This is a genomic window from Myxococcus sp. CA005, assembly GCF_006518205.1.
In the GTDB taxonomy this organism is placed as follows: domain Bacteria; phylum Myxococcota; class Myxococcia; order Myxococcales; family Myxococcaceae; genus Myxococcus; species Myxococcus xanthus.
The window spans coordinates 57,651-82,052 of record NZ_SRLV01000022.1; the positions used below are offsets into that span (position 1 = coordinate 57,651).

A 24,402-nucleotide genomic window follows, 5' to 3' on the forward strand; every position below is an offset into this window, starting at 1 on the left:
GAAAGTGAGCAGAGGGGGGTGGACACGATGAGCGGCGCAACGGCAAGTGCGGCGGTGGTCGGTGCTCCTGGGTCGGCCAACGCTCAGGGACAAGTCATTGAAGAGGTGCAGGGGCCGCCCAAGCTGGCCCCGGGGTCCGCGGCGAAGCTGAACCTCACGGTGGACCTCGTGCTGCTGTCGTCGGTGCTGGTGGGCTCGGCGTGGCTGAGCGGCCAGTTGTCGGCGGAGTCCGGTTGGAAGGTGTCTGGGCTGGTGCTCGCGGCGTGGGTGGTGTGGATTGTGACGGGCACCGCGCTGTGCCTGTACGACTCGCGCTTCGCCGAGCGCAGCAAGCTGGACCACGTCGCGCTGGTGTCGGTGACGACGCTGGCGGTGGTGACGGTGCTGACGCTGGGCAGCGTGGCGGTGCCGACGGTGGTGACGTCGCCGGTGGTGGGCCCGCTGCTGTTCATCTTCTGGCCGGTGACGCTGCTCCTGCGCCTGTTCGTCTTCCGCCCGGTGGCCTCGCAGGAGCGCCCCATGGACGCGGTGCTCATCGTGGGCACGGGCGCCATGGGCCGCTACACCGGTGAGGACCTGGCCAACCGGGGCCGCCGGCAGATTCTGGGCTACGTGCGCTTCCACGACGACAACGGCTCCGTGGGAGAGCTGCCCGGCCCGGTCATGGGTTCGGTGGACGACCTGGAGCACATCCTCCGCAACACCGCGGTGGATGAGGTGTACATCGCCGGCAACACGCTGAAGCAGGGCGAGTCCATGCAGGCGGCCATCAAGCTGGCCGAGCGCTTCGGCGTGCCCTTCGCGCTGCCCGCGCACAGCTTCCGCCTGGACCGCGCCCGCCCGGTGGAGCGCCGCGCGGTGGCGGACGGCTTCCTGCACTTCGCGGCGGTGAGCCCCAAGCCGCACCAGATGGCGATGAAGCGCCTGTTCGACATCTGCGTGTCCGCGGCGGCGCTGTGGGCGCTGCTGCCGCTGTTGGGCATGGTGGCGCTGGCGGTGAAGTTCACCTCCAAGGGCCCCATCTTCTTCAAGCAGCTTCGCGTGGGGCAGAACGGCAAGCCCTTCTACATGCTGAAGTTCCGCTCCATGGTGGTGAACGCCGAGGAGCTGAAGGAGAAGCTGGCCGCGCTCAACGAGCAGACGGGCCCCGTCTTCAAGATGAAGCACGACCCGCGCATCACCGGCATCGGCCGCTTCATCCGCAAGTTCTCCATTGATGAGCTGCCCCAGTTCATCAACGTGCTGCGCGGGGAGATGAGCATCGTCGGGCCGCGCCCGCCGGTGCCCACCGAGGTGGCCAAGTACGAGACGTGGCAGCGCCGCCGCCTGTCCGTGCGTCCTGGACTCACCTGCATCTGGCAGGTGTCAGGACGGAACCAGATCTCCTTCGAGGAGTGGATGTACCTGGACATGCAGTACATCGACCACTGGAGCCTGACGAGCGACCTGCGCCTGCTGCTGCAGACGGTGCCGGTGGTGCTCACGGGCCGCGGCGCCAGCTAGCAAGCCTCCAGGCAACCCAACCTTTGCGGGGGCGGCATTGACGTGCCGCCCCCGCTCGTTTTCTATGCACCCGGGCAGTCCTGGCCGGCGCCGGGGCCGCACGCTCCCACCGTGAACAGTCCCAGCCATTCCATTTCGCAGGACGCGGGCGAGCGCGAGCGCTCGCATGAGGCGATGGGCGCTGTGCGCAACGGGCTCCAACTCGGTGGCTCGCTGCTGGCCACGTACGCCATCGCCATGGGCGTGCGCTTCCTGCTGCCGGCCCACCTGGGACCGGAGAGCTTCGGGCGCTTCAACTACGCCGACAGCTTCTCCGCCGTCTTCTTCATCGCCACCCACCTGGGCCTGGAGATGTACATCCGCAAGGAGGTGTCGCGCCGGCCCGAGCACGCCAGCGACTTCTTCGGCAGCACGCTGCTGCTGCGGCTGGGCCTCACCGCGGTGCTGATGGGCGCCATGGCGCTGGTGATGGCCCACTTCGACGAGCCGCCCGAGGTGCGCCAGCTCGTCTACGTCTTCGCCCTGGCCCAGTCGCTCATCATCATCAACGCCTCCGTGGCCGCGCTGCTGCACGCCAAGGGCAAGGTGGCGGGGCTGTCCGTCTCCAACATCGTCACCAAGCTGGTGTGGGGCGGGGGCCTGCTGGCCGTCGCAGTGGCGGGCCTGCCGCTGCCGTGGCTGGCGGTGCCGCTGGTGGCGTCCGAGGCGGTGAAGCTGGGCGTGGGCTGGTACCTGGCCCGCGAGCACATGGGCCTCACCTTCAAGGTGGACGTGCCGGCCACGCTGAAGGTGCTCAAGGCCAGCCTGCCCTTCTTCATCACCGGCGCGGCGCTGGCGGCCAACGGGCGCCTGGACGTGATGATTCTGGGCATGGTCTCCAGCCACGAAGAAGTGGGCTGGTACGGCGCCGCATGGAACATCGCGGGCCTCACCTTCTTCCTCAACCCGGTGTTCGGCTGGGTGCTGATGCCGCTGGCGTCCCGCGCGGCCGAGCGCTCCGAGGCGGAGCTGACGAACCTGACGCGCCGCTCGCTGGAGGGCACGCTGGCCGTCACCGTGCCCATGATGATGCTCATCGTCCTGGGCGCCCCGCTGTGGGTGGGGCTGATGGGCGGCGCGTTCTCCGAATCCGCCATGCCGCTGCGGCTGATGTCGCCGCTGTTCGTGCTGGCCTTCGTGACGATGAACGCCGGCCTGTGGCTGACCATGACGAACCGCGAGTGGTGGGTGACCATCACCAGCGTCATTGGCAGCGTGGTGCTGATCCCCCTCCTCAACCTGCTGCTGGTTCCGCTGATGCTTTCGGCGCTGGGCAACGGCGGCGGCGCGGCGGGCACGGCGCTGTCCATGCTGCTCATGGAAATCTGCGTCACCATCAGCCTGCTGGGGCGCATGGGCAAGGCGGCCTTCGACGCGCGCCTGGTGTCCATGATGGCCAAGACGGCCGTCATCTGCGCGGCCATCGCCGTGCTGGACCAGACGCTGCTGGCCTTCCTGAACCCGTGGGTGCGCATCACCGTGGAAGCCGTGCTGTACATCGTCGCGGTGCTGGCCACCGGCGCGGTGCGCCCCGGCGAGGTGCTCCAGGTGGTGCGCATCGCCCGCCGCCGTGGAAACCCCGCGCCCGAAGCCGCGCCCACCCCGTGAGGAGAGTTCCACCGCTCATGCCGTCCACGCACCGCCAGCCGCCTTCCGCCCCGCGCCGTCCCTGGCGCTCGTTCGCCTGCGCCGCGCTGCTGCTGCTGGCGCCCGCTTGCCGGGGCCTGGGCAAGTACACCTGGGTGGATGACTACCAGGAGAAGCCGCCCCCGGTGGACTCGGCGTACCGCATCGCCGCGGGCGACCTGCTCAACATCCGCGTGTGGAACCAGGAGTCGCTCACCACGCAGGCCCGCGTGCGCGAGGACGGCCGCATCAGCCTGCTCTTCCTGGACGACGTGGAGGCAGCGGGCCACACACCGGCCTTGCTGTCGCAGCAAATCCAGACGCGGCTGAAGGACTACATCAACCACCCCGTCGTCACCGTGGCGCTGGAGATGGCGCGCCCCATCAAGGTGACCATGGTGGGCGAGGTCAACCGCATCGGTCCGCTGGAAATCGACCCGGGCGCCAGCCTGCTGCAGGCCCTGGCCGGCGCGGGCGGCTTCACCGAGTACGCCCACAAGGACCGCATCTTCGTCATGCGCCAGGAAGAGGGCGCCGCGCCCGAGCGCATCCGCTTCCGCTACGACGACCTCATCCACGCCGAGGGGCGCGCGCCCACCTTCCGCCTGCGCCCCGGTGACGTGGTGGTGGTGGAATAACCCGTGCTGGGGACGGTCCTCACCGTCGCGTTGCTGGAGGTGTCCTCCGCCTCCGTCAGCTACGCCACGGCCGCGCGCGTCGACTCGCGCCTGCGCTCCAACGAGGACCCCGCCCCCGAGGCCCCCCGTGTCGCGGGCGACACCGACGTCACCCCGCTCCTGGGCCTGGAAATTCGCGACGGCAACACCGCGCTCCAGGTGGAGTACGCCCCGCGCATCAGCCTGCGCGAAGTCACCGCCCGCGCGCGCACCGAAATCCAGCACATGGGCCGCCTGGCCGGCCTGTGGCGCCCCGAGCGCGGCCTGTCCCTGCGCCTGTCCGAGGAGCTGGTGCTGGGCAGCGTCAACCTCCTCACCACGGACCTGGGCTCCCTGCCCGGCGACACACCGGGTACCCCCGACGGGCCGCTGCGGCCCCCCGGAAACGGCGGGCCCCTGCAGCCCCTGCCCCAGGCGGACACCGTCTACTTCCTCTCCTCCGCGACGACGCTGACGGCGGACACCGGCTGGCTGGGGCGGCGGTGGAACCTTACCGGCTCCGGCGGCTTCTCCATCAGCGGCGGCCTGGACGGGCCCGCCCGCGAAGCGGTGCCCATGCAGTATGGCCCGCGCGCGGATGTGTCCCTCAGCCACGCGCTGTCACCCCTGAGCGCCATCACCACCTCCGTGGCCTTCAACTACGCGCGCTTCTCCACCGGGGCGAACAACACCATCGTCACGCTGCGAGAGGCCTGGGGGCACCGGGTGGACAGGCGCACCTCCCTGGAGGCCGGAGCGGGCGTGAGCGTGGTGCACACCATCCCCGTGCCCCCCGGCGAAGGTGAGCCCGAGCCCGGCCCGCTGGACGCGCCCCGGACGGAGCTGCTCCCCAACCTGAATGTCGGGGTGAGCCACCGGATTCCCTCGCGCACCGCGGACTTCAACGGCCGGGCGGACCTGCGGCTCGTCCCCTTCACGGACCGGCTCACGGCGCGCGTCTACCCCCGGGCGGACCTGACGCTGACGGGGACCTGGGCCCTGGGGCCCCGCGTGCGCGTGTCCGCCATTGGCGGCGGCGCCGCGGCCGTGGGCGGAAGTCGTGGGGACAGCATCCTTTCCGGAGGCTTCACCGGTTCCTGGATTCTCACACGGTGGGTGTCCGTGGATACCGACCTCCGCGGGACGTGGAGCCGCTCGCCCGAACTGCCGGCGGCCCGGCTGACGTGGGCCGCAACGCTGGGCCTCTCCGTGCGGCAAACTGGTATTCTCTGAGGGCCGGCGCCATGGCGAAGCTCATCTTGATGTCCGTCCTCATCCTCACCATCGCCCTGCCAGCCAAGGCGGCGAGGGATCCGCATCCGATGCGGGGGCTGAAGAAGGCCATCCTCTGGTTCGTCCTCTTCAACGCGGCATACACGTATGGCGTCCTCGTCTGGGTGCCACGGCTCGGGTTCGGCTGAGCGAGTTTCAGAAAGGTTGACGACGGATGGAGTCCGACCTGCACACGGTCCTCTTGGTGGAGGACGCCCCCTTCTTCCGGAAGATGCTGGGCGACTACCTGCGGGACATGGGGTTCAAGGAGGTCGTGGAGCTGCCCAGTGGCCGCGCCGCGCTCAAGCACATGGAGACGGCCGCGCGTCCCGACCTCGTGTGTCTGGACCTGACGCTGCCGGACATCTCCGGCTATGACCTCTGCGAGCACATCCGCCGCTCGGCGACGATGGCGGACGTGCCCGTGCTGGTGGTGAGCGCCCGGGACTTGCCGGAGGACAAGGCGCACGCCGAGGAGGCCGGCGCCAACGGCTACCTGGGCAAGCCCTTCACCCAGGAGGAGTTCACCCGGCGGGTGCAGTCGCTCCTCAAGAGCACTGGGGCCAGGAGGGCACCGTGACGGTCCCCGCGCCCGGGGCTCCCGGGCCGCGCCCCCAGTTGGTGCCGCCGCGGCCCGCGTTCACTCCGGAGCGCCCGGAGACGAACGCGCCCGCGGACCTCATCGACTGGGGCTTCGCCATCGACGCGGTCTTCTTTTTGAAGAACGCGGTGCTGCGGCACTGGTTCCTCGCCCTGGTGGTGATGGGCGCGGTGTCCGCCATGGCGGTGGGCGTCAGCAAAATCATGCCGCGCAAGTACCGCGTGGAGACGCGGATGCTGACGCAGCGCAACTTCATCATCTCCTCGCTGGCCAACCCCGGGCGCTCCATCCCCGTGGACGCGGACCAGCCCACGCGCGCCGCGTGGGAGATGGTGATGAAGCACGACAACCTCAAGTCCATCGTCGCGCAGGCGAAGCTGGTGGAGTACTGGGAGCTGCAGCGCTCGCCGCTGAACCGGCTGAAGGAGAAGGTGCTGCGCAAGCCGCCGGTGGCCATGTCGGACGACGACAAGCGCGACGCGCTCACCGCCATGCTGGAGCAGGCAATGATTGTCGGCGTGGAGGGTGGCACGGGCACCGTCTCCATCGGCGTGGAGTGGACCGACCCGCAGCTGGCGCTCAACATCGTGCAGGCCGCGCAGCAGAACTTCCTCGACATGCGCCAGGCGGCGGAGATGGGCGCGGTGCAGGAGGCCATCACCATCCTGGAGAAGCAGGTGGTGGAGGAGGCCGCGGGCATCCAGCAGGCCATTGGCCAGCTCAACGCGGCGGTGAAGCGCGTGGAGGCCCGGCAGAAGAAGGAGGAGGAGAAGAAGGGACGGCGGGGCGGTGCCGCGGCCGCGGCCAACGCCGCGCTGGGCATCAACACCGACCACCTGCTGGCGCAGATGCGCTTCATGATTCAGACGAAGCGCCGGGCCATTGGCGACGTGGAGGATTTCCGCTCGCGGCGGCTGACGGAGCTGCGCAACCAGTTGTCCGAGCAGCGCGTCATCTATTCGCCGCAGCACCCCATCATCACCGACCTGGAGCAGCGCATCTCCTCGCTCCAGGAGGATTCGCCGCAGTTGATTGCGCTGCGCTCGGAGATGACGGAGCTCATCAACGAGTACGTGCGCAACGGCGGTGACCCGGGTGAGCTGGAGTCCGGGCTGGCGACGGCGGCCATGGGCGGCGCGACGTTCGGCGGGCCGGCCACGTCGGATGACCCGGAGGTGTCGGTGGCGGCGGACCGGGTGCGCATGCTGGTGATGCGGCACCAGGAGAAGATGCGGCGGTTGGACCAGGCGCGCACGGAGCTGGAGATTTCCCGCGCGTCCATGAAGCACCGCTTCAGTGTCCTGTCGCCGCCTACCTTCCCGGAGCGGCCGTCCAAGCCGAAGGTGAAGCTCATCGTCGCCGCGGGCGTGGTGGGCGGAATCGGCATGGGCATCTTCGCGGCGCTGGCGCTGGACATCATCCGCCGGCGCATTCTGGAGAAGTGGCAGGTCGAGCGGATTCTGAAGCTACCCGTGCTGGCGGAGCTGGAGCGGCGCTGAACAGCGCGCTCGGGGGTGCATGTCGTGACATCGTGGACGTGGCTGGACGTGGCGCTGTGCGTGGCGCAGCTTCCCGTGGCGGTGGCGTGTGGCTATCTGCTGTCCCTGACGCTGCTCTCCTATCGGCCCCAGCCGCCGACGACGCGCATCGGGCCGCGGAAGTTCGACATCATCATCCCCGCGCACAACGAGGAGCTGGGCATCGCCCGGACGGTGAAGAACCTGTCCGAGGTGGACTACCCGGCACACCTGCGGCGCATCATCGTGGTGGCGGACAACTGTTCCGACGCGACGGCGCAGAAGGCGCGCGAGGCGGGCGCCTTCGTCCTGGAGCGGCAGGACACGACGAAGCGGGGCAAGGGCTACGCGCTGGCCCACGCCTTCGAGTTCAGCCAGCAGGACGGCTTCGCCGAGGCGGTGGTGGTGGTGGACGCGGACACGGTGGTGTCGCCCAACCTGCTGACCGCCTTCGCGAAGCGCATCGAGGGTGTCGAGGGTTCGAAGGCCGGAGCCGAAGGGGCGCACGCCATGCAGGCGCACTACGGGGTGATGAACCCCACGGCGTCCTGGCGCACGCGGCTGATGACCATTGCCCTGGGCATGTTCCACAAGGTGCGCTCACAGGGCCGCGAGGCCCTGGGCGTGTCGTGCGGCCTGCGCGGCAACGGCATGTGCTTCACGCACCACGCGCTGGCCAAGGTGCCGCATGACGCCTTCAGCGTGGTGGAGGACCTGGAGTACGGCATCCGCCTGGCCCGCAACGGCTTCCGCGTGCACTACGTCTGGGAGGCGGACGTGCTGGGGGAGATGGTGTCCGCGGAGAAGCAGAGCCGCTCGCAGCGTCAGCGCTGGGAGGGTGGCCGCGCGCAGATGCGCAAGCTGCACGGGTGGCCGCTGCTGAAGGACGGCCTGCGGAAGAGGGATGGCACGCTGTTGGACATCGCCATGGACGTGCTGGTGCCGCCGCTGAGCCAGTTGGTGCTGGCGGCGGTGGGTTGCGCGGTGATGGCCGGGGCGTTCGCCTGGTGGTCCCACAACCCGATGCCATGGGCGCTGGGCGTGGCGGGCTTCAGCGTGGCCAGCCTGGGGGCGTATGTCCTGCGCGGCTGGTGGGTGTCTGGCGTGGGCGTTCGCGGCCTGCTGGACCTGGCCTGGGCGCCTGTCTACGTGGTGTGGAAGGTGTGGCTCATGCTGCGCGGCCCCGGCGCGGAGAAGCGCGGCGAGTGGGTGCGGACCTCGCGTGAGGGCGAGAACCGGTAGCGGGCGGCGTACACGAAACTCAAGTTGGACTTGAGTTTCGTGCAGTCGAGCGTGGCGACTTGCACGAAACTCAAATTGGACTTTAGTTTCGTGCGTGGGAACGGCACGACGCGGCCAGCCAGATTGGGACCGGCTCTTCGACATCGTCGCGGGGCAATCGGGCCTGTTCACGGCGCAGCAGGCACTGGAGGCGGGGTATTCGCCGCAGGTGCTCGCCCACCATGTGGGGGCCGGGAGGTTCCACCGTGTGCGCCGTGGCATCTACCGGCTGGTGCATTTTCCGGCCGGTGAGCATGAGGACTTGGTCGCCGTCTGGCTCTGGTCCGAGCAGCAAGGTGTGTTCTCCCACCAGACGGCCCTGGCGCTCCACAACCTGTCGGACGTCCTGCCTTCACGGATGCACCTGACGCTGCCAGCCGCGTGGAGACAACGCCGGTTCCGCGCCCCCGCGGGCACCGTGCTCCACCATGCCGACGTTGGCGAAACGGAGCGCGTCTGGTTCGGTCCCATCCCAGGGACTTCGCCGCGCAGAACGCTGCTGGACTGCGCAGCGGCGCAGGTCTCACCCGACCTGCTGAATCAGGCCATCGCGCAGGCCCTGTCACGCGGGCTCATTCTCACGTCAGACCTGGCGGGTATTCAGAGTGCGGCCCAACGTCCCTAGGACGCCTCCGCATGCCCCCTCGCAGGTACACGAACGCCGCGGGCTTCAAGCACGCGCTCGAACAGCGCCACCGGCACCGCCAGCCGTCGCGATGCGTACGCGCTCGCGACCTGCTCTGACACCGTGTCGTGCTGCATCCAGCGCAACCCTGGCGTCCCCGAAGCGTGCGGCCTCACGGCGAGCGAAGCCGCCATGTACATGGCAGGCGTCAAGACAGCCATGGACGAGGCCGCCAAGGAAGAAGAGGCACCCGTCATCTGGGACGACGCCCACAACGGGGACCTTCCCGAATGGCGGCGCGAGTGCATTCGGTTCTACGGCGACTGCAAGACGGAGCCTGGGTGGACGGGCCCTTGCTACGAGTGCCTACGCCGCTGCGAGGCCCAAGAAGAGTGGCCCGTGTCGATGTGCAAGCCCGGAAGAAAGACGCGGAGGAAGTAATGGACGACAGCCCCGACTGGGACCCGGTGCGCGCCCTCGCACATGGCGTGTTGAACCAAGGCATCCCGCTGGAGTTGACGGATGACGTGCGGAGCTTGCTCAGGCGCACCGCGCGAGAGGTTGCCATCAGCGACGCGGACACCGCGCTACAGACCCAAGCGGGCGCAACGGAACTTCTGCGGGAAGCCATGCGCCGAATCAAGGATGGCTCCTGGCGCCTGATGCGTGCGCTTCACCGCATGTACCAGCATAAGCGCGCGGGTGACTTCGACAGCGCCCGCCAGGAAATGAGAGAGGTGCTCGCCGAAGAAGTGGTGCCCTTCTACCGCGACGTTGCAGCCGGGCAACTCGAAGACCTCGACGACGAGCCGTAACGACGACGGGAGCGAGACTGAAGCCGCGCCACCGTCGTGCTCAGGAACCACCGCCACCAACACGGGGCGGCGCCACCCTGCCGCACGCCGCGGCAGGCCGCTCCGAGTCCCGCGCCACCGTCAAGGCCGCGCACAACGTCAGCGATGGAAGGACGGGCGCAGTTGCGCAGGCTGTCTTGCATGAGACTCGAGTTGGACTTTAGTTTCGTGTGTAGGAATGGCGCGGCGCGGGCAGCCGATGCGGCTTGAGAGGAGGCAACGCGGATGGGCGTGCGTAGCAAGGGACGACGTATGCTCCACCGGGAAGGCCGCCTCTTCATCTGGTGGGTGGACGCAGCGGATGGACCGGAAAAAGTCCTGCACGTCATCGCGGACGACAAGCGGTTCCACGTCCAGTATCCGCTGGAGCAACCCGCCGAGGAGGGCGTCCTGGCCGTCCACGGCCGGGAGTTTCCAGGACTCCCAGACGCAGGCAGCGGCTGGATTCGAGTGCGAGTCCCCACCTGGGACTCCACCGCCGTGGGCCCCGGCTTCGTTCGCCGCCTCATCGACTGGGCGTTGACGCCGGACAAGCCGCTCCTTCGGGTGGATTGGCGCGGCAAGCCCAAGGAAGGCGACGATGCCCCTTCCATTGACCTACCAGACATCATCCAACGCCCTCTTCATCGAACGCGGCGATGACCTCGGCATCGTGATGCGCGGATGCAGCTCGGACCTGGTCGCGGGCGATGCCATCACGTGAGGTATCGAGCGTTGCCAACAGCTCTCGATGTCCACCGGTGTCGACCGGCCTGCTCCTTCAACGGCTCGGGTTCAACACGGAGGCCCCGGAAATTCTCGACGTGGCGATTGCCTAGTCAGCCCACCCGGACCCGCTCTAGGGGCTGTCCCTGATTAGCGCAGCCAAAGAAGCATGGATGCGACGTGCAGGACGGCGAGGTAGCTCGTCGCCGTCTTGTCATAGCGGGTGGCGACGGCCCGAAAGCGCTTGAGATCGTGGAAGAAGCACTCCACCCGGTAGCGCATCCGGTACAGGGTGCGGTCTAACGGCAACGCCCGCTTACGGCTCGGGTTTGAATGGATGACAGGCTTCATCCCGAGCTTTCGAACGTTGGCGCGGATGCGGTCGGCGTCATAGCCGGTATCCGCAATGAAAGCGGCGCCCTCGGCGTGCACCATAAGTTCTTCGGCCATTGTGGACTCGTGCTGCTGGCCGGGCGTCAGCGCGACGTGGAGCGGCTTACCTCCCGTCGTAGTGACGGCGTGAACTTTCGTTGAAAAACCTCCTCGAGAACGCCCCAAAGCATTGCTTCGGATCCCCCTTTTCCGCCCGCGGCGTCCTGATGCGCCCGGACGACCGATGCGTCAGCAAGGGAGCCAAGCTCATCCACATCGAGCCGCAGCGCCTTGAAGATGGCTTCCCAGCGCCCAGTCTTCGTCCAGCGATGGAACCGATTGTAGACCGTCTTCCAGTGACCGAACCGCTCGGGCAAATCCCGCCATTGCACCCCGGTCTTCACCCGCCACACCACGGCGTTGATGAAGTCACGGTCCCCTCGCTTCGAGCGAGGGCCCGTCCTGGAGCCCAGCAGGGGCTCGATGCGGCTCCACTCGACATCGCTCAGTTCATGTCGGCGCACAGCCCGCGTTGATCATGCCTAGCGCCAGGCAGCAACTCCGATTGAGGCCCTGCCCCAACGTGCCAGAAAGGCCGGCACGCCGGGTCGACTCTCGAACACGAGATCAGGGACAGCCCCTAGCCCCGGCATCCTGGTGCGCGATTGATGCTGGAACCGTGATGAAGAGGCGAGGCGCCCATGACGTTCGCCACGAGCGCTCTCTGGAAGATGGCCACCTCTTGTTCCTCCGAGGTGGCCCACGATGCATTCCGTCGCTCGCAGTGTGCTGTGCGTCTTCCTGCTGTTGTTCGCCCATCCCTCCCGGGCCCAACCCGATGCCGGCGGACATCCGAACACCAGCACCATCATCGGGACGGTGCGTAACGCATATCGGCGCGTTCCCGTCGCCAATGCTGTCGTGACCGCGAGTTCCCCCAACCTCCAGGGGGAATTGAGAGTCTCGACCAATGCACAAGGGAGCTACCGCATCCCGCAGCTCCCACCGGGTGAGTACACGCTCACGTTCGAGAAGGAAGGGTTCAAGCCCTACACACGCTCGGCCATCCAACTGCGTCTCGACCGGACCATCCGGGTCGACGTGGAACTCCTCTCAGCTCTACCCGCGGAGCTGGTAGGTGTCGTCGGCGCTCCACCGACCATCGACGTGGGCTCCACGACCATGGGCGTGAACGTGGATCAGGAGTTCATCAAGCGCATCGCCGTCGCCCGTCCGGGCGGCCGGACTGGCGCGACCCGCGTCTACGAGCCCCCCAACGCGATGAGCCGCCCCCACGGTGTGTCCCTCAACGGTCCACCGGCGTCCACCCTGCCCTCGCAGCCACTGGGCCGTCCGGGCCCCCCGAAGCCTCAGAGCGCGCCTCGGTTCGTCGGCAGGGACGTCGAGCCTCCTGCACCCGCAGTGGCGCCCGCGCCGGTCTCCCCCTTCCACATGTACTTCCAGGGGTACGGCGTCAATCCCACCATCAACACGGAGGAGGAGCGCTTCTCCACCTTCTCCGTCGACACGGATTCCGCGTCGTACACGCTGACGCGGGCCTACCTGGAGCGCGGCAGCCTTCCCAACGAGCAGGCCGTCCGGGTGGAGGAGTTCGTCAACACCTTCGACTACGGCTACGCGCACCAGGGCAGCGCGCCCTTCAGCGTCCAGGTCGAAGGCTTCCCGTCTCCCGTTCGCAAGGGCTACCACGTGGTCCACGTCGGCGTGAAAGCGCGGGAGGTCAGCCGCCCGCAGCGCAAGCCGAGCCACCTCGTCTTCGTCATCGACGTGTCCGGCTCCATGAACCTGGAGAACCGGCTGGGCCTGGTGAAGCGCGCACTGCACCTGCTCGTGAACGAGCTGGATGAGCGCGACCAGGTCTCCATCGTCGTGTACGGCTCCACCGCGCGCCTGGTGCTGGAGCCCACCAGCGCCGTGCACGCACACATCATCCGCGCAGCCATCGACAGCCTGCACACCGAGGGCTCCACCAACGCCCAGGCGGGCCTGGAGATGGGCTATTCGCTCGCGGCCTCCCACCTCGTGGAGGGCGGCATCAACCGCGTCATCCTCTGCTCGGACGGCGTGGCCAACACCGGGCTCACGGATGCCAACAGCATCTGGGAGCGCATCCGTGCGCGCGCGGCGAAGGGCATCACCCTGTCCACCGTCGGCTTCGGCATGGGCAACTACAACGACGTGCTGATGGAGCGCCTGTCCCAGGTGGGTGAGGGCAACTACGCCTATGTGGACCGGATTGAAGAGGCGCACCGCATCTTCGTGCGCGACCTCACCGGCACGCTCCAGGTGGTGGCCAAGGACGTGAAGCTCCAGATGGAGTTCGACCCGAAGGCCGTGTCCCACTACCGCCTGCTTGGCTACGAGAACCGCATGCTCACCAAGGAGCAGTTCGCCGATGACCGCGTGGACGCGGGTGAAATCGGCGCGGGCCACGCCGTCACCGCGCTCTACGAGGTGAAGCTGACCGAGCCCTCCGCGTCCTTCGGCACGCTGCGCATCCGCTACAAGGCGCCGGAGGGTGGGGACTCGAAGCTCATCGAGAAGCCCCTGCCGTCGAGCGTCCTCCGTCCCGCCTACGGCCGCGCAGCGCCGCCCACGCGGCTGTCCTATGTGGCCGCCGCCTTCGCGGAGAAGCTGCGCGGTTCCTACTGGGTGCGCCCGCTGACCTATGACGCCCTGTTCTCCTTCTGGGAGGAAATCGGTCAGCCGCTGAAGGCCCGCGATGACGTGGCGGAGCTGGGCGCCCTCATCCAGAAGGCCCGCGCCCTGGACCACCGCGAGGACCGCTTCGAGGCCTTCGCGCCCGTGAGCACCATGGACTTCGACCGCGTGCCCACCCTGCCCTGAGCCCCGCGCCCGCGCCTGGCGCGGTCCTTTCGCCAGGCGCGAGCGGCTCCCATTCCTCAGGGCACTGAGTCCAAGCCGGCAGCGAACAGCACCGAGGCCTCCGCCAGCGGGGCACCCAGGGCGCTGGCTCGCTGCGAGCTGGCCTCGCGATCAGGTAGGAACAGCTCCATGACGACCTGGATGAGTGGAGTCTGCGAAACGAACGGCATCAACATCCACTACCTCCGGACCGGAGGTGCCAACCCTCCCGTCGTTCTGCTCCATGGACTGATGGGGAACGGCGCCTGCTGGACTCCCCTGGCGCGTGTGCTCGAAGGTCAATTCGACGTCGTCATGCCCGACGCCAGAGGGCACGGCGGTTCGAGCACGCCGCACCACGGCTACCGGTACGACGACCACGCGAACGACGTCGTGGGCATCATCCGCGGTCTGGAGCTCTCTCGTCCGGTGCTGCTTGGCCACTCGATGGGCGGAATGACCGCCGCAGTGGTGGCGAGTCGAGGGACGGGGGGCCTCCGCGGCCTCATCCTGGTCGACCCGACATTCTTGAGCCCCGAGCGTCAACGCGAGGTGCGCGACAGCGACGTCGCCGACCAACACCGCTGGGCCCTCGGCTTGCACAAGTCTGACCTCGTTGCACAGGCCCGAGCCCGCAACCCGCATCGCTCGCCCGAAATCATCGACCTTCTTGCCGAGGCGAGACTGAACACCCGCCTGGGCGCCTTCGACGTTCTCACGCCGCCCAACCCCGAGTATCGCGACGTGATGAGCGCGATTGGCGTCCCGACCCTCCTCGTCATTGGAGACCGCAGCCCCGTCGTCACGCTCGAGATGGCAATGGGACTGCGGAGCCTCAACCCACGTGTGCGAATCGAACAGGTACAGAACGCCGCCCACGGTCTTCCGTTTGACCAACCCGAGCGACTGGGAGCCGTGGTCGTGCAGTTCTTGCGCGAGCTGCCCTAAAGAAATTCTCCAACCAATCGCGCAGCCAGAAGCCCTCGGCGAGGCAGCCTGCCTTGCAGAGGGCTTCCTGTGGCGAGAGGTCCAGCGGCCGCCAGGTGCGCAGCTTCGCCAGGGCCCTTGCCCTCGGCGATGAGCGTGATGGCCAGAAGGCGACGGAAGTGGCGAGCGTCGCGTGTCTGCCGCAGCGCCCACTCCAGCTTCCGCCTGTCGTCTGCCGTCAGCCCCAGTTCGGCAGGGCTCCTTGCCGGTCGCATCCCCCAGAAGTTGTGCATGCTTCTGGCGACCTACTTAAGAGCACCGCGAGGACCGCTTCGAGGCCTTCGCGCCCATGAGCACCATGGACTTCGACCGCGTGCCCACCCTGCCCTGAGCCCCGCGCCCGCGCCTGGCGTGATGCCCCGCCATGCCGGGGCACCTCCGCCAGGCGCGAACGCAAGCTCCCGTCAGGGCGCTGTATCCAGCCCCGCCGCGAAGAGCACCGAGGCTTCAGCGAGCTTCACCGTCTCCTGCTGCTTCAGGTGAAGCACGCGCATGTCCTTGAGCGAGCGGAACGCGTCCAGTAACTCCAGGATGCCTCCGCGCCCCTCGCGGTAGGCGTCCTCGGCCATCCGGCGCACCGTGGGCAGCCGCTCCACCACGTCGTGCTCCAGCCGCGCCAACGCGCCCTTGCGACCCTCCAGGACGGCGTGAGCCCGGGACAGCTCCGCGCGGGCCTCGGCCAGCTCCGCTTCCAGTGCGCGGGCCTCGGCCTGCATCTCCGCGGACGCGCGGGCGACGGCGCCCTGGTTCCGGTCGAAGAGCGGCAACGGCAGTCCCACGCCCACCAGGGCGATGGTGCTCTGCTCGTTCCGGGTGAACATGACACCCGCCGCCACGGACGGCACTGGCAGCCGCTCCCTGCGGGCCACGTCCAGACCGCCTCGTGCCACGGCCTGCCGCGCGCGCGCCGCCACCAGCGACGGCCGACGCTGCTGGGCGGACTCCCACAGGAGTGGCAGGTCCGGCAGGGATTCGGTGGTCCGCAACGAGCCCTGCGCCTTCGGGTGCCACCCTTCCATGCCGAGCAACGCGGCCAGCCGTCCGGAGGCGTCGGCCACGTTGACGCGAGCGTTCAGCACCTCCACCTCCAGCGCGCGGCTCTCCACCTCGATGCGCTCCACGTCATACCGGCTGGAGTCACCCGCCGCCGCCCGGCCCTTCACCACCTTCTCCACGCGCCCCAGGTCCACCGCCGTCTCCTCCAGCACGCGCAGTTCCTCCTGGTTCGTCAGCAGCGCCGCGAAGGCCTCGCGCACGGCCAGCGCGCGCTCCGCCAGTGAGGCTTTCACGCGCGCCTGCTCGGCGGACACGTTGCGCTCCGCCAGCTCGCGGCGCACGCCGCGCTGCCCGAAAATCATCAGGGGCTGCTCCAGCGACAGCTCGTGCACCACCGACGAACCGGTGTTCACGCCCGCAGCCAGGAGCTGCGTGCCGTAGCTGAACGAGGGGTTGGGCAGGATGCTCGCCTCGACGCGGTCCGCCGCCGCCACGTCAATGCGCGAGCGCTCCGCCGCGGCCCACGGGCTGCGCTCGTCCAGCAACGACAGCGCCTGCTCCAGCGTGATGTGCTCCGGAGGCGCCACCTCAGACCGCCGCTGCTCCTGAGTGAGCAGGTCCGGTGATGTCGCCTCGGACCGCGTCCGCTCCTGCGTGAGTCGCTCCGGCGACGGCGTATCGGCCTGCACGGCCCGAGCAGGCCCGGCCATCAACAGACACAACACACCCCATGCGGTGAAGTGCCTCATTCCGTCACCTCCGCCTCGCCCTGATCGCCTTCCGACACCAACGACAGCCATGGATCTCCCTCTGTGCTGAAACCTCGCTTGGCGCCGCATGGCTCCGTCTCCGGCACCGCCCAGTGGGCACGCACCGGCATGAAGCGCTTCAGGCCTCCGTTCGCTGAACGCACACCGCTTCGCAGAACGGGTCCAAAGACGGTGTCGCGCCGAAGAGCATCGATGCTCCAGCGGTGCCGGGCCTTTCGGCCCGCCATGCCGCGCCGTGCACCACCACCCGCGGACACCACGCCCGGAGGAAACCTCCGGACTCTCGTCCCAATGAAGCGCCTCATGCCGCCACCTCCCCCTGACGCCAGTGACCACCGGCGAGTCCTCCGAACCGCGCCTCACCACCGCGCGCGCCTGGCTGCCACGCCACTGACGCCCGCTGGGCGCCCGTCCCATTGAAGCACCTCACGCCGCCACCCCCGCGGTGCCCTGCTCCGGGCCGTGCCCCTTCGGCCCGATGTGCTCCACACCGGAGTCCAGGTCCTCGTCCTCGTCGTCGCGCGAGCCCGTGGACGCGACGTGCTTCCCCACGATGACGGAGTAGAAGGCCGGCAACGCGAACAGCGACACCAGCACCGCCGTCACCAGTCCACCGATGATGACCACCGCGAAGGGCCGCTGCGTCTCGCTGCCCGCTCCGCTGGAGAGCGCCGCCGGCATCAACCCCAGCATCGCCAGCAGCGCCGTCATCAGCACCGCACGGAAGCGACTGGACGCGCCCGCCGGCAGCGCTGCCTCCAGGGACTCACCCGCCTTCCGCCGGTCATCCACCGCGCTCACCACCAGCAACGACGCCAGACACACCTGCCCCAGCAGCGTGATGAAGCCCACCGCCGCGCTCACCGACAACGGGATGCCCGTGACGGCCAGCGCCAGCACGCCGCCGCACATGGCGAAGGGCGCCCCCGCCAGCACCGCGCTCGCGCTCCGCATGGAGCCCAGCGCCGCGTAGAGCAACGCGAACACCACCAGGAAGGAGATGGGCACGATGACCGCCAGCCGGCCCAGTGCGCGCTCCTGGTTCTCGAACTCGCCGCCCCACTTGAGGAACGTGCCCTCCGGCACCGTCACCTCGCGCTCCACGGTGGCCATGGCCTCCTGGATGATGGAGCCCATGTCGCGCCCCTCCACGTTGAACTTCAGCGCCAGGGTGCGGCTGTTCGCCTCGCGGTTGATGCTCGCGCGGCCCAGCGCCTTCTCCAGCCGCGCCACCTCGCGCAGCGGGACGTGTCCGCCACTGGAGGTGGGCACCAGGATGCCGCCGATGCGCGCCTCGTCGTCACGCTCCGTGCCCGGCAGGATGACGCGCACCGGGACGGGCCGCTCCTGCTCCCACAGCTCCGTCACCACCCGGCCGCCCAGGGCCGTCTCCACCAGGTCCTGCGCGGTGGACACGTCGATGCCGGCACGCGCCAGCGCGGGACGGTCCAGCACCACCTGGAGCTGCGGCACGCTGGAGTCGCGGTAGAGCCCCAGGTCCACCACACCCTCCACGTTCTGCAGCGACGTGACGGCCTGCTCCAGCGTGCCGCGCATGGCCGCCAGGTCCGTGCCGAAAATCTTCAGCACCACCTTGCCGCGCACGCCGCTGATGGCCTCCTCCACGCTGTCCTTGATGGGCTGCGAGAAGTTGAAGCTGACGCCCGGAATCTCCAGCAGCGAGGCGCGCATCTCCCGCACCAGCCGCTCCTTGTCCCAGCCCTTGCGCCACGTCTCCTCGGGCGTGAAGCGGACGAACGTCTTGCCCATGTTGACGGCCTCGTTGTCCGTGCCGTCCTCCGGGCGCCCCTGCTCGACGAGCACCTCCTTCACCTCCGGGAAGTCCAGCAGCCTGCGCCGCACCTCCAGGAGGATGTCCGCGCCCTTGCCCAGGGAGATGCTGGCCGGCATCTCCACGAAGATGTTGATGTCGCCCTCATCCAGCTCCGGCAGGAACTCACTGCCCACCCGCGAGCCCACCACGCCGGTGAAGAGCACCAGCGCCGCCATGCTCGCGAACACCAGCGGCTTGCGCGGCATCAGCCACGTCACCGCGCGGCCGTAACCTTCCCGCAGGGTGGTGAGCAGCTTCGGCTCCTTCACCTCCGCGTCCTTCGGCCGCAGCAGCAGCGCGCACAGCGCGGGCACCACCGTCAGCGCGAAGACGAGCGCGCCCACCAGCGCGAAGCTGTACGTCAGCGACAGCGGCCGGAAGATGCGGCCCTCCACGCGCTCCAGGGTGAAGACGGGGATGAGCGCGGCGATGATGATGGCCATCGCGAAGAACGTCGGCCGCGCCACATCCAGCGCCGAGCGCAGGATGAGCCCCAGCATCTCCTTGCGCCGCCGGGGCCGCTGCACCCCCGCCTCGTGCAGCACGTTCTCCACCAGCACCACCGCGCCATCCACCAGGATGCCGAAGTCGATGGCGCCCATGGAGATGAGGTTCGCGGGCAGGCCCACCATCTTCAGGCCGATGAAGGCCGTCAGCAGCGCCAGGGGAATGACGGACGCGACGATGAGCGAGCAGCGCAGGCTGCGCAAGAACAGCCATGCCACCGCCACCACCAGCAGCGCGCCGTGCAGCAGGTTGTGGTGCACCGTGGACAGCGTGTGCCCCACCAGGTCGTTCCGGTCATAGAAGGCCTCGATGCGCATGCCCCTGGGCAGCACCCGCGAGTTCAGCTCCTCCACCTTGGCGTGCACGCCCTCCAGCACCGTGCTGGGGTTCTCTCCCCGGCGCAGCAGGACGACGCCTTCGGTGACGTCCATGTCCAGGTTGTGGCTCACCGAGCCGCGACGCGGCGTGTGAGACGCCACCACCCGCGCCACGTCGCCCACCGTCACCGGCGTGCCGTCCTCGCTCTTGAGGACGATGCTCTGCACGTCCTGCGCGCCGCGCAGGTAGCCGACACCGCGGATGAGCAACTCCTGGTCGCCCTGGCGCAAGAAGCCGCCGCCCACGTTGCGGTTGGAGCGCTCCAGCGCCTCGGTGACGTCCGCCAGCGTCAGCTCGTGCGCGAGCAGCCGCGACGGGTCCACCTGGACGTGGAACTCCTTGAGGAAGCCGCCCAGGCTGAGCACGTCCGCCACGCCGGGCACCTGGCGCAGGTGCCGCGCGATGTTCCACTCCATCTCCGAGCGCGTCTCGGTGAGGGTGTGCCGGTCGCTCAGCACGCGGAACTGGTAGATTTTGCCCAGCGGCGTGGCCTCGGGCGCCAGCCGCACGTCCGCGCCGTCCGGCATGTCCGCGTTGGACATGCGCTCCCCGACGATGGTGCGAGCCTTGAACGGGTCCACGCCGTCATCGAAGGTGAGGAAGATGAGCGACAGCCCGAAGAGGCTCTCGCTGCGCATCTGCACCATGCCCGGCGTGCCGTTGAGCACACGCTCCAGGGGCACCGTCACCTGCCGCTCGATTTCCTCGGGCGCCAGCCCAGGCATCTGCGCGATGACATTCACTTGGAGGTTGGTGACATCCGGAAACGCCTCCACGGGCGTTTCGAGATAGGCCTTCACACCGAAGAGGCCGATGCCCAGCGTCAGCAACAGGACGGGCAGGCGGCTTCGGACACAGAACGCGATGAGTGTTCGCAGCATGGGTAGGTGTCCTCGCCGCGCCTAGAGGAGCTGGTCCGCCGCGCCATCCAGCAGCAGCGCGCCCCGGGTGACGACCGGGTCCCCCGGTGACAGGCCCGCGATGACCTGCACCCGTCCCTCCACCGGCTGCGCCACGACGACGGGCCGCCGCTCGAAGGTGCCCGCGTCCTGCTGCACGTACACCACCGAGTCCTTGCCGTTGCGCAGCAGCACCGCCTCCACCGGCAGCGTCAGGCTGGCGTCCGGCGAGTCGATGCGCACGCGCCCGAACATGCCGGGCCGCAGGCTCTGCTCCTGCGTGTCCAGGGTGATGCGCACCGGCGCCGTCCGCGAGCCGCTCGCCACCACCGCGCCCACCGAGTCCACCTTCCCCTCCAGCGGCGCGTGCACCGACGGCATCGTCACCCTTACCCGCGCGCCCTCACGCACCAGCGGCAGGTCGCGCTCGAACACGTCCGCCATCACCCACAGCGCCGAAGGGTCCCCCACCTCCACCAGCACGTCCCCGCCCGGCTGCACGGCGATGCCCTCCGCCGCGCTCCGGCCCAGCACCGTGCCCGCCATCGGCGCGCGCAGCACCACGGTGGTGCCGCTGCCCGTGCCCACGAAGCCCACGGACGCCTGCGCCCGCGCCAGCTCCGCCCGCGCCTCCGCCAGCCGCGTCTCCGCGGACAGGCGCTCACGCTCCGTCGTGACGCCCTGCTCGAACATGCGCGCCTCGCGCTCGAAGGCGGACTGGGCCTCGCGCAGCGCCGCCGTCGCGGTGGCCACCGCCGTGCGCGACGCCGCGGCCTCCGGGCAGTCCAGCGTCACCAGCGCGTCGCCCGGCTTCACCGTGTCGCCCGTGCGCACGTGGACGCTCACCACCCGGCCCGCCAGGGGCGCCACCAGCCGCGACAGCGCCCCGTCCCGGAAGGCCACGCGCGCGGGGGCCTGGAGCGCCGCGCTGCTGGCGTCCGCCTTTACCGGAGTGACGGTGATGAAGGCCCGCGAGGCCTCGGCGAGCTGCACCACGCCTTCCTTCAGGGGGGCGGGCGCGGCGCGCTCAGCGGAAGCGGAGGGGGTGCCCGCGCCCGAGCAGGCGGCGGAGAAGGCCCAGAGGCCAAGGAGCAGGGTCCTGTTCATGCCCCAGCCCCTGGGCAAGTCCCGGTCCATCGCGCCTGATGTTCAACCCACGAGAATCATTGAGGACGGCGATGCTCAGCGAGCAGGCGGAACTGGTGCTTATTGAACCACCTGTGCACTTTCGCCACAGTGCCCGGCGTGCGCATCTCCACGAAGCTGGGCCTGGGCCTGACACTGACGAGCGCCGTCATCCTGGGCGCTTACGGCTACAGCCAACTCCAGAAGGAGGAGCACGACCTGCGGACGGCCACCGAGCAGGCAGCGCGGCTGTTGGCCACGGCGCTCCAGGTGGCCATGGAGAACGCGCTGCGGGACGGGCAGGCGGCGGACGTGAACGAAATCCTCGAGTCGTTGGACCACCGGGACCCGACCGTGGACGTCTTCGTCTTCGACGCCCAGGCCGTGCCGGTGGTGCGCTCCCCGGGCAGTTCGCAGACGCTGCACCTGGTGGAGGATGCCTCCCGGCGGGTGCTGAAGACGCACCACTCCCTCACCCACTTCGCGGGCCCCGAGAAGCTGTCGCACCTGCTCATCGTCCTGCCCCTGCACAGCGACGACAGCACCGTCGTGGTGGGGGCGCTCGCCGTGGTGAAGCCGCTGGACGGGCTGCGACAGGACCTGGAGTCCACCAGCCGCGCCACCGTGCTGTCGGTGCTGACGCTCATCACTGGCATCTCCCTGGTGGGCTGGCTGCTGCTGATGCTCTACCTCCAACGTCCCCTGGAGCGCGTGGTGGGCGCGATGCGCGCGGTGCGCGGCGGCGACTTCACGGCCACCGTGACGCCCGGCAGTGACGACGAGGTGGGCGAGGTCGTCCACGCCTTCAACGGCATGGTGAAGGAGCTGGGCGAGGCGCGGCAGCGGCTGTCGGCCGAGGCCGAGTCACGGTTGGCACTGGAGGCGGGCCTGCGGCGCGTGGACAAGCTGGCCGCCGTGGGACAGTTGTCCGCGGGGCTGGCACACGAAATCGGCTCCCCCCTGCTCATCCTCAATGGACGGGCCCAGGCCCTGGCCGCGCGCGCCGACCTGCCCGACGACGTGCGGCGCAACGCGCGCATCCTGGTGGAGCAGTCGGAGCGCATCGAGCGCATCGTCCGCCAGCTCCTGGACCTGGCCCGCCGCAAACCGTCGAAGCTGGAGTCCCTGGACGCGCTCGCCTCCGTGCGCGCGGTGGTGGAGCTGCTGGAGTTCGACGCGCGCAAGCGCGACGTCCGGTTGACATTCCATTCCGAGGAGCCGCTCCCTCGCGTGCTGGCGAACGGAGACGGGCTGCAGCAGGTGGCGCTCAACCTGCTCACCAACGCGCTGCGCGCCACGCCCCGAGGCGGCGAGGTGCGGGTGACGCTGGCGCCGTCCACCTTCCAGCCCGCCCCCGGCCTGCGCGAGCGCCATGGCGTGCGCCTGTCCGTGGAGGACACCGGCGTGGGCATGGATGACGCGGCGCTGGAGCGCTTCTTCGAGCCCTTCTTCACCACCTGGAGCGCCCACGGCGGCACGGGCCTGGGCCTGCCGGTGGTGAAGGCCATTGTCGCGGAGCACGGCGGCGCCGTGACGGTGACGTCACGCCCGGGACAGGGCACGCACTTCATCGTGCACATTCCTTCCGAGAAGGAAGAAGGAACGGGGGCGGTATGAGCACTCCCAGAAAGCGCCTGCTCATCCTGGATGATGACGCGGGGGTGGTGGACTTCCTCTGCGAATCCCTGGACGCGCGGGGCTACGAGGCGGTGGGGCGCACCTCGCCCGAGGAGGCGCTGGCCCTCTTCGAGCGCGAGTCCTTCGACCTGGTCATCACCGACGTGGAGATGCCCCGCATGCGCGGCACGGAGGTGCTGGAGGCGCTGCTGACGCGCAAGCCGGGCCAGTTGGTGGTGCTCATCACCGCCTTCGGCAGCGTGGAGCTGGCGGTGGCGGCGGTGAAGGCCGGCGCCTGCGACTTCGTCACCAAGCCCTTCAACATCGACGCGCTCGTCCTCACGCTGGAGCGCGCCTTCCGAGAGCGGCAACTGCGCCGCGAAATCGTGCGCCTGCGCGCGGCCGTCCCCGGCGACACGCCCGGCGGGCTGGTGGCTCGCAGCTCCGCCATGCAGAAGGCGCTGGAGGTGTCCCGCCGCGCGGCGCGCAGCGACGCCACCGTGCTGCTCACCGGCGAGACAGGCACCGGCAAGAGCGCCCTGGCGCGCTTCATCCACGAATCCAGCGGCCGGCGCACCCAGCCCTTCCTCCAGCTCAACTGCGCGGCCCTGCCCTCGGGGCTGGCGGAGAGCGAGCTGTTCGGCGCCAGGCGCGGCGCCTACACCGACGCGCGCGAGGACCGGGCCGGCGTCTTCGTGTCGGTCGGCGGCGGGACCCTCTTCCTGGACGAAGTGGGCGAGCTGTCGCTGGAGGTGCAGGCCAAGCTGCTCCAGGCCCTGGAGACGGGACGCGTGCGGCCCCTGGGCTCGAGCACGGAGACACCCGTGCGCGCCCGCGTGCTGGCGGCCACCAACCAGCCGTTGGAGGTGCTGCTGCGTGAAGGCCGCTTCCGCGCGGACCTCTACTACCGCCTCAACGTCATCCGCATCGAGGTGCCCCCGCTGCGCGAGCGGCGCGAGGACATCCTGCCCCTCGTGGACTTCTTCCTCGGGCGCCTGGGCGAGCAGCAGCAGCGCGAGGTGCTGGGCGTGTCCGCCAGCGCGCTGAAACGGCTGCTGGCCCACGCGTGGCCCGGCAACGTGCGCGAGCTGGCCAACCTGCTGGAGCGCGCGGTGGCCCTGGCGGACCACGACACGCTGGTGCCGGAGGACTTCGACCTGCCGGGCGGCGGCGAAAGCGGCCTGACGTCGCTGCTCAGCCACGCCTCGGGAGAAGACGCGCCCCTGGAAGAGGTGGAGCGCGCCTATGTGCGCCGGGTGGTGGAGGCGCAGGGTGGCAACAAGGCCGCCGCCGCGCGCATCCTGGGCATCAACCGGCGCACGCTGTACCGCAAGCTGGACCTGGACGAGTGA

General features: G+C 69.4%; 19 protein-coding genes and 1 pseudogene. 15 read left to right on the forward strand and 5 right to left on the reverse strand.

Annotated elements, in window-relative coordinates:
* Positions 1-18 precede the first annotated feature (18 nt).
* The 11 genes from epsZ (at position 19) to FMQ63_RS12495 (ending at position 10,616) form a co-directional block, all read left to right on the forward strand.
* Positions 19-1,503 carry an exopolysaccharide biosynthesis polyisoprenyl-phosphate hexose-1-phosphate transferase EpsZ gene (gene epsZ / locus FMQ63_RS12445; RefSeq protein ID WP_011557326.1) on the forward strand — a complete coding sequence of 495 codons (1,485 nt, stop codon included), beginning with the start codon at positions 19-21 and terminating at the stop codon, positions 1,501-1,503.
* A gap of 111 nt (positions 1,504-1,614) precedes the next feature.
* The gene (gene wzx / locus FMQ63_RS12450) at positions 1,615-3,150 is read left to right on the forward strand and encodes an exopolysaccharide biosynthesis flippase (protein ID WP_020478864.1); all 1,536 of its coding nucleotides are present in this window, start codon (positions 1,615-1,617) and stop codon (positions 3,148-3,150) included.
* A 17-nt stretch (positions 3,151-3,167) separates the two neighbouring features.
* Complete coding sequence (epsY, locus tag FMQ63_RS12455) at positions 3,168-3,806, forward strand: exopolysaccharide export protein EpsY (protein WP_026114265.1); 639 nt, start codon at positions 3,168-3,170, stop codon at positions 3,804-3,806.
* Between the two features lie 3 nt (positions 3,807-3,809).
* Positions 3,810-5,057 (forward strand): exopolysaccharide export protein EpsX, encoded by a 1,248-nt coding sequence (gene epsX / locus FMQ63_RS12460; protein WP_011557329.1) that lies wholly within the window; start codon positions 3,810-3,812, stop codon positions 5,055-5,057.
* Positions 5,058-5,068: 11 nt separating this feature from the next.
* Complete coding sequence (locus tag FMQ63_RS37390; protein ID WP_011557330.1) at positions 5,069-5,245, forward strand: hypothetical protein; 177 nt, start codon at positions 5,069-5,071, stop codon at positions 5,243-5,245.
* Between the two features lie 26 nt (positions 5,246-5,271).
* Positions 5,272-5,676, forward strand: coding sequence for an exopolysaccharide biosynthesis response regulator EpsW (gene epsW / locus FMQ63_RS12465; RefSeq protein WP_011557331.1), 405 nt, complete (start codon positions 5,272-5,274; stop codon positions 5,674-5,676).
* Entirely contained in the window at positions 5,673-7,196 is a 1,524-nt protein-coding gene (epsV, locus tag FMQ63_RS12470; protein ID WP_011557332.1) for a PCP family exopolysaccharide biosynthesis protein EpsV, read from the forward strand. Before epsW ends, epsV begins: the two co-directional genes overlap by 4 nt.
* A 15-nt stretch (positions 7,197-7,211) precedes the next feature.
* Entirely contained in the window at positions 7,212-8,456 is a 1,245-nt protein-coding gene (gene epsU / locus FMQ63_RS12475; protein WP_011557333.1) for an exopolysaccharide biosynthesis GT2 family glycosyltransferase EpsU, read from the forward strand.
* A gap of 94 nt (positions 8,457-8,550) precedes the next feature.
* Positions 8,551-9,120, forward strand: coding sequence for a type IV toxin-antitoxin system AbiEi family antitoxin domain-containing protein (locus FMQ63_RS12480; protein WP_011557334.1), 570 nt, complete (start codon positions 8,551-8,553; stop codon positions 9,118-9,120).
* Between the two features lie 440 nt (positions 9,121-9,560).
* Positions 9,561-9,935: a DUSAM domain-containing protein gene (locus FMQ63_RS12490; RefSeq protein ID WP_011557336.1), complete on the forward strand. Its 375-nt coding sequence runs from the start codon at positions 9,561-9,563 to the stop codon at positions 9,933-9,935.
* Positions 9,936-10,226: 291 nt separating this feature from the next.
* The gene (locus tag FMQ63_RS12495) at positions 10,227-10,616 is read left to right on the forward strand and encodes a hypothetical protein (RefSeq protein WP_020478863.1); all 390 of its coding nucleotides are present in this window, start codon (positions 10,227-10,229) and stop codon (positions 10,614-10,616) included.
* A 213-nt stretch (positions 10,617-10,829) separates the two neighbouring features.
* Here FMQ63_RS12495 and FMQ63_RS38685 read toward each other — a convergent pair.
* A pseudogene (locus tag FMQ63_RS38685) lies at positions 10,830-11,548 on the reverse strand (IS5 family transposase); the annotation flags it as partial.
* Positions 11,549-11,816: 268 nt separating this feature from the next.
* Here FMQ63_RS38685 and FMQ63_RS12510 point away from each other — a divergent pair.
* Both FMQ63_RS12510 and FMQ63_RS12515 read left to right on the forward strand, forming a co-directional pair.
* Positions 11,817-13,919 carry a von Willebrand factor type A domain-containing protein gene (locus tag FMQ63_RS12510; RefSeq protein WP_011557341.1) on the forward strand — a complete coding sequence of 701 codons (2,103 nt, stop codon included), beginning with the start codon at positions 11,817-11,819 and terminating at the stop codon, positions 13,917-13,919.
* A gap of 168 nt (positions 13,920-14,087) precedes the next feature.
* Positions 14,088-14,885 (forward strand): alpha/beta fold hydrolase, encoded by a 798-nt coding sequence (locus tag FMQ63_RS12515; protein ID WP_011557343.1) that lies wholly within the window; start codon positions 14,088-14,090, stop codon positions 14,883-14,885.
* Positions 14,886-15,328: 443 nt separating this feature from the next.
* Here FMQ63_RS12515 and FMQ63_RS12525 read toward each other — a convergent pair whose 3' ends face one another.
* From FMQ63_RS12525 to FMQ63_RS12540, 4 genes are all read right to left on the reverse strand, one after another.
* Positions 15,329-16,669, reverse strand: coding sequence for a TolC family protein (locus FMQ63_RS12525; RefSeq protein WP_011557344.1), 1,341 nt, complete (start codon positions 16,667-16,669; stop codon positions 15,329-15,331).
* Complete coding sequence (locus tag FMQ63_RS37890) at positions 16,666-16,995, reverse strand: hypothetical protein (protein WP_141276622.1); 330 nt, start codon at positions 16,993-16,995, stop codon at positions 16,666-16,668. Before FMQ63_RS37890 ends, FMQ63_RS12525 begins: the two co-directional genes overlap by 4 nt.
* Before the next feature lie 121 nt (positions 16,996-17,116).
* A complete protein-coding gene (locus FMQ63_RS12535) occupies positions 17,117-20,290 on the reverse strand; it encodes an efflux RND transporter permease subunit (RefSeq protein WP_011557345.1) in 3,174 nt (1,057 codons plus the stop codon).
* 21 nt (positions 20,291-20,311) lie between these two features.
* Positions 20,312-21,415, reverse strand: coding sequence for an efflux RND transporter periplasmic adaptor subunit (locus FMQ63_RS12540; RefSeq protein WP_011557346.1), 1,104 nt, complete (start codon positions 21,413-21,415; stop codon positions 20,312-20,314).
* A 138-nt stretch (positions 21,416-21,553) separates the two neighbouring features.
* Between FMQ63_RS12540 and FMQ63_RS12545 the strand changes: the two genes are divergently transcribed.
* Positions 21,554-23,050 carry an ATP-binding protein gene (locus FMQ63_RS12545; RefSeq protein WP_020478615.1) on the forward strand — a complete coding sequence of 499 codons (1,497 nt, stop codon included), beginning with the start codon at positions 21,554-21,556 and terminating at the stop codon, positions 23,048-23,050.
* Positions 23,047-24,402 (forward strand): sigma-54 dependent transcriptional regulator, encoded by a 1,356-nt coding sequence (locus FMQ63_RS12550; RefSeq protein WP_011557348.1) that lies wholly within the window; start codon positions 23,047-23,049, stop codon positions 24,400-24,402. Before FMQ63_RS12545 ends, FMQ63_RS12550 begins: the two co-directional genes overlap by 4 nt.

Excerpts from the sequence above, each read along its gene's own strand:
- FMQ63_RS37890 (WP_141276622.1), bottom strand. The coding sequence starts at position 16,995 with ATGAGGCGCTTCATTGGGACGAGAGTCCGGAGGTTTCCTCCGGGCGTG.
- epsY (WP_026114265.1), top strand. The coding sequence starts at position 3,168 with ATGCCGTCCACGCACCGCCAGCCGCCTTCCGCCCCGCGCCGTCCCTGG.
- epsW (WP_011557331.1), top strand. The coding sequence starts at position 5,272 with ATGGAGTCCGACCTGCACACGGTCCTCTTGGTGGAGGACGCCCCCTTC.
- FMQ63_RS12550 (WP_011557348.1), top strand. The coding sequence starts at position 23,047 with ATGAGCACTCCCAGAAAGCGCCTGCTCATCCTGGATGATGACGCGGGG.
- FMQ63_RS12495 (WP_020478863.1), top strand. The coding sequence starts at position 10,227 with ATGCTCCACCGGGAAGGCCGCCTCTTCATCTGGTGGGTGGACGCAGCG.
- FMQ63_RS12535 (WP_011557345.1), bottom strand. The coding sequence starts at position 20,290 with ATGCTGCGAACACTCATCGCGTTCTGTGTCCGAAGCCGCCTGCCCGTC.
- FMQ63_RS12490 (WP_011557336.1), top strand. The coding sequence starts at position 9,561 with ATGGACGACAGCCCCGACTGGGACCCGGTGCGCGCCCTCGCACATGGC.
- FMQ63_RS12525 (WP_011557344.1), bottom strand. The coding sequence starts at position 16,669 with ATGAGGCACTTCACCGCATGGGGTGTGTTGTGTCTGTTGATGGCCGGG.
- FMQ63_RS12540 (WP_011557346.1), bottom strand. The coding sequence starts at position 21,415 with ATGAACAGGACCCTGCTCCTTGGCCTCTGGGCCTTCTCCGCCGCCTGC.
- FMQ63_RS12510 (WP_011557341.1), top strand. The coding sequence starts at position 11,817 with ATGCATTCCGTCGCTCGCAGTGTGCTGTGCGTCTTCCTGCTGTTGTTC.
- FMQ63_RS12515 (WP_011557343.1), top strand. The coding sequence starts at position 14,088 with ATGACGACCTGGATGAGTGGAGTCTGCGAAACGAACGGCATCAACATC.
- FMQ63_RS37390 (WP_011557330.1), top strand. The coding sequence starts at position 5,069 with ATGGCGAAGCTCATCTTGATGTCCGTCCTCATCCTCACCATCGCCCTG.